The sequence below is a fragment of the Zooshikella ganghwensis DSM 15267 genome, from assembly GCF_000428585.1.
Classification (GTDB): Bacteria; Pseudomonadota; Gammaproteobacteria; order Pseudomonadales; family Zooshikellaceae; genus Zooshikella; species Zooshikella ganghwensis.
On record NZ_AUAF01000243.1, the window covers coordinates 1 to 4,548 of the forward strand.

Genomic DNA, 4,548 nt, shown 5'->3' on the forward strand with positions numbered 1-4,548 from the left:
AAGTGACTACTTTCAACGCAATACTCATAAACTCGCCACTATGGGGGTGCAAGCCTTTGTATTACTCTGGGGGTGTATATGATTTTACCTATGAGAATGTACCAATCCCTTGTTTTTCATTGCCAATTCATACCAAGATCAACAAAACCAATTGCCATTTGCCTACCTTCCATTTCCAGCTCTCCCAAGCCTTTCTAAGCCCTCATTACATGATACCTATGATTACCACACCTTAGCCTCAACCTATACTCTCTCAGCCTAACAGCTCCTCTAACAACCAATTTGAGCTTCAATTCTAAGATAGATAGGTCAACCAAGAAATCTCAATAAGTGCAATAGGTGCAACCTAGATAAGAAAAGCATTGTAAGGCCGTGTCCCCTCGGTGAAGGTGTGTAAAAGCAAGTTTTTCTACCCAACTACACACAGTTGCCGAGAGGGCACAAAAAGTTCCGATACCCCACCATCGGAATAACTGATAAGCTAGAGGGCGTGTAAACAGTTGATAAGCATGCAACTTTCTTTAAAACAACTGGATTTGCTGGGGTTCTTGTGGGCGTTTTTGGACATTCTGGAATCCAAAATACTCTCTTGTCATGCCATATTGCTTATCCGTTATAATGAAAAAAGCAACACTGGCGTTTTCTGGTATTAAAGGCCTTACTCTAACAATACAGACTTTAGCAGTGGCTAATGTTTCAAAATGCCGTATATAAAGCGAATTCTGCATTTGTTGAAAATTCTCATGCAATAATTCTCTGCGAAATACGGTATAATTATGCCTTGCTTCTTCAGAAGTCATAGGCTATAGCTGGCATTAGCCAGACTTACACAGCCTCTATCAGCAGAAACGGACAGTCCTTCCGCCTTTAATTTCACGATACCTTTCTGTTTTAAATAATTACACTAACACTTAACAAAACCACTTATTTTTGGATCAAAACGAAATTTGTCTATCAACTCTCCATCACACATTTCAGCAATTTGCATAATACGACGACCATACATCGGATGATATGCAGTAATAATAATAATAATATCCAAACTACGTTTCAGGTCTTTGTAAATTGTCTCCCAACGGGAAACTGATACCGCATCAGAAACAAGATCAGTTAAGCGCTCTAAAGCTCCCTGAGCCGTTTCTGCATGCATAGTAGTCGCTATTCCTCTATGTCCAATGCTCAACATCTCATAAAACACTTTAGCCACTTGAGGGTTACGAATCTCACCACACAATAACCTATCCGGCATTTTCCTTAACACTATCTCCATCAATCCAGCAAAAGTAATTGCTTTACTTGCGCGAGGACAGACCAAAGGCTCATAATTCTCCTGCTTAATAAATAGCTCATGCGTATCTTCAACAGAAATCACTCGTTCATGAACATCTATAAATTCAGAGAGCATACGTAGCAACGAAGTTTTACCACTTCCCATTTCCCCACCAATAAGAAAAATTGACTTTTTTTCCATATGCATTTTTAAATAATCAAGTATTTCCTGATTGAACATACTTCTTTCAAGCAAGCCAGCACTTGTCAAAGGAGTCTTAGAAGTCAATCGAATGGTCATTGCATGTCCACGCGGAGAGATAGATTTATGCGTACAGTTCGCCCTACTATGATCAGGAAAGGCTATGTCAACTACAGGTTGAGCTTCACCAAACTTGATATCGTTACCTAAAGTTTTAGTTAGCGAATGTATCAACCTAAATAGATGGTCTTCCGAGTCAAACTGTGCATTTGTTTTGATATTTTTCCCGCTTTGTCTCACAAATATTAAGTTGTAACGTACAACCATAATCTCTTCATTGCGACTATCTGCATATAGATCCAGGAGGGGGGCCATGTTATTCATCACCACCGACCAAAGTTGATCCCCTTCAGGTAATAGCCCAATAATAGAATCTCGCATCCCTGTCATAAGTAGTCCTCAATGAGTCCAAACTGGAAGAAATTGCGACCATGAATAGCACTAGCTTCAAATGTCGCATCTGTTTTTACCAAACTATTACCCTTGCTTTGGTAGTACGGCCAACGAGCTTGGAGAAAAAGTTTTTCATAGGTATCACGCATCACAGCATGCTGAAAGAGATAGATTACTCGCTGATAATGCCCCTTTTTAATATTTTGTAAATGAGATAAATAAGCGTTAAAAATCCATTTTGATGACTTACGTGTTACCTCAATTTCATAAGCATTCTTACCCACCAGCAAGTCTGGTATTTTGATATTTTTACCATAAAGATATTTTTTAGCATTTTTAACTTGTAGAGGCTCATCAAAGGCCGCAGCAACCCCTTGTACTCGCGATTCATGCAAGTAAGTTGAGTACGCCACATTGTAAATTCTTTTTGTATCGGTAGGTGGAAATAAGTACTCCGCTAATTTTGCACCATTACTACCCAACCTATATAACTTGCGTGGTAATATTTTTTGGTCAATAGCTTCAATGATTCGTTCTTTCTCTAGTTTACTAAAATAGTAGCCTTGTCCTAAGTGGTTTACTTTAAGTGCCTTTGACAGTGTAAATCGATCACTGAAACCAAACTGACAAAGCCACCACAACACCAATTGATTTTTTTCAGTATGGCGTGCACGCGTCATTAATTTTTCCATTTAGTCAGCTAATCCTTTTAGCTAGATATGAAAATAAGATACTACTAATTATCCTTAAAATATAATAAGTTAATAATAATATTATGTATTTATTTTATAATGATTTTCATATAGCATTCTATATAATCTATTAATAAAAAGCCATATAAAATAATTGTATACTTTTTAACCGTTTACTCGAGTAAACAAGGACTTTTCGAACATGGACTCGATCATAGATTTGCTTTTACAAGCATACTTTTACTATAGCCATTTCTTTATAGCTGGCTTTTTAAGTTTCATGATTATTTTTGGTTGGAGCAAAGTTCAAATTAGTCAAGATGACACGCTCTTAACTATAGGTTTAACCTATATACGTAGAGTGCTGTATGGAGGCGTACTTTCAATTGCTTTTGCCTTTCCACTAGTACTACATGGTGTTAGCTATGCATTCAATCAAAATACTCAAGTTGTTTTTAAAATATGGTTTTTAATCAAAGAAAGTCTCTTAAATCATGTACCATTAATTTTATTTTCAATTGTTTGCCCTTTGTTTATACGGCTACTATTTGTACGATTTATACACCCATACTTATCCAAGCTAAAACGCGATCTTGGAGTAAAACAAAGTGCAGATAAACAATCTGATATTAGAACTTTAGAGAACCGCTACAAAACAAAACAATTTGATCCACGGCAATACTACAAAGAAGGATATTTTTTCTTTGGAGTTGACCAAGATAGCCAACCTATCTACCTAACAGATGAAGAGTTTAAAAAGAATCAATTAAAAATTTTAGGCCCAACTCAAACAGGTAAAGGGGTAATACAAGGCTGTTTGATCGATCAGGCGATTCGTAAAGGCTATACCGTCTTTTTTATTGATAATAAGCCAGACGACTTTATTATCGATATAATGCGCGAATCCTGTGCTGCCAACGGTCGGGCGTCACCAATTATCATGGACTTAAATGGATACGGTCCAGGTAAATATGAACCTTTTTTATCAGGCTCAGATCTTGAAGCCTTAAGCCGAGTGAATTATCTATTTAACCTCAATCCTACAGGCACCAATGCCGATTTCTATAAAGGTGCTGAACGTAAGGAGATGATCCAACTTATTAAACGTGGTTTATGGGATAAACGTATCCGCTCACTTAAGCGAATTTTCCTTAGTATTGACCCTCATGCAGAATACTCAATTGACCCTAGCAAAGTACAAAACTCAATTAATTTATTAGATGAGTTGGAGTTCCTGCCTTCGCTTGGTGCTAGACAAGATCGTGGGTTTAGTATCGAGCGCAGTATCCGTGAAAACCGTGTTGTATATATCCGAGCTAGTATGAATAACCGACTGGTGCAGCGTATTGCAACTATTATGATGATGGACTTTGTACAAACAGCAATGCGAATTGGTAAGCAAGAAAAACACACTTACTTATGTATTGATGAAGCAAAGTTTGTAATCAGTGATGTTTTAGCAGATGGACTTGCCACTGTACTATCAAAAGGTGTAAATATTTCGATTGCTTACCAATCAATCAAAGATCTATTAAATTTACCAGACAAGACACTCAACGCTGAAGCGATTAAGTATGCCGTAGAAACAAACGCTAAAATTACCATGGTTTATCAAAATAACGAAAAAGAGACAAAAGAGTGGGCCGCTAATATGTCTGGAACACTTATTAAAACTATTAAAAAATCAGAACGAACTAAAACTAATTCAGCTGGGGCCGAAGTGTGGGAAGGCGAGTCTAGCTTGGGAAGTATAGAAGAAAACCTTATCACTGAAAACGATATTCAGTCATTTGAACCCCAAGTTGCAGGGTTATTCATACCAGGGAAACTATCTCGTATTCTATATACCGCATGGGTACCAGTCCAAGAACTAAGAGGCATGCCATTAAGACCCTCCTCACAACCTATGCAACCTATGCAACCTATGCAACC

At 37.5% G+C, this 4,548-nt stretch carries 4 protein-coding genes; 1 reads left to right on the forward strand and 3 read right to left on the reverse strand.

Annotated features, from left to right (window positions below; translation table 11 throughout):
• Positions 1–521 precede the first annotated feature (521 nt).
• The 3 genes from cas2 to F607_RS0125070 form a co-directional block, all read right to left on the reverse strand.
• Complete coding sequence (gene cas2 / locus F607_RS0125060) at positions 522–800, reverse strand: CRISPR-associated endonuclease Cas2 (protein ID WP_027710221.1); 279 nt, start codon at positions 798–800, stop codon at positions 522–524.
• Between the two features lie 104 nt (positions 801–904).
• The gene (locus F607_RS0125065; protein WP_027710222.1) at positions 905–1,921 is read right to left on the reverse strand and encodes an ATPase, T2SS/T4P/T4SS family; all 1,017 of its coding nucleotides are present in this window, start codon (positions 1,919–1,921) and stop codon (positions 905–907) included.
• Complete coding sequence (locus F607_RS0125070; RefSeq protein ID WP_027710223.1) at positions 1,918–2,616, reverse strand: hypothetical protein; 699 nt, start codon at positions 2,614–2,616, stop codon at positions 1,918–1,920. The genes F607_RS0125065 and F607_RS0125070 overlap by 4 nt, the downstream gene beginning before the upstream one ends.
• Before the next feature lie 280 nt (positions 2,617–2,896).
• Here F607_RS0125070 and F607_RS31780 point away from each other — a divergent pair.
• Positions 2,897–4,548: TraM recognition domain-containing protein (locus F607_RS31780; protein ID WP_169719851.1), on the forward strand; the 1,652-nt coding region annotated here is incomplete at its 3' end.

What these genes read in the sequence shown, in the direction of transcription:
- cas2 (WP_027710221.1), bottom strand. Translation starts at nt 800, where the DNA reads ATGACTTCTGAAGAAGCAAGGCATAATTATACCGTATTTCGCAGAGAA.
- F607_RS0125065 (WP_027710222.1), bottom strand. Translation starts at nt 1,921, where the DNA reads ATGACAGGGATGCGAGATTCTATTATTGGGCTATTACCTGAAGGGGAT.
- F607_RS0125070 (WP_027710223.1), bottom strand. Translation starts at nt 2,616, where the DNA reads ATGGAAAAATTAATGACGCGTGCACGCCATACTGAAAAAAATCAATTG.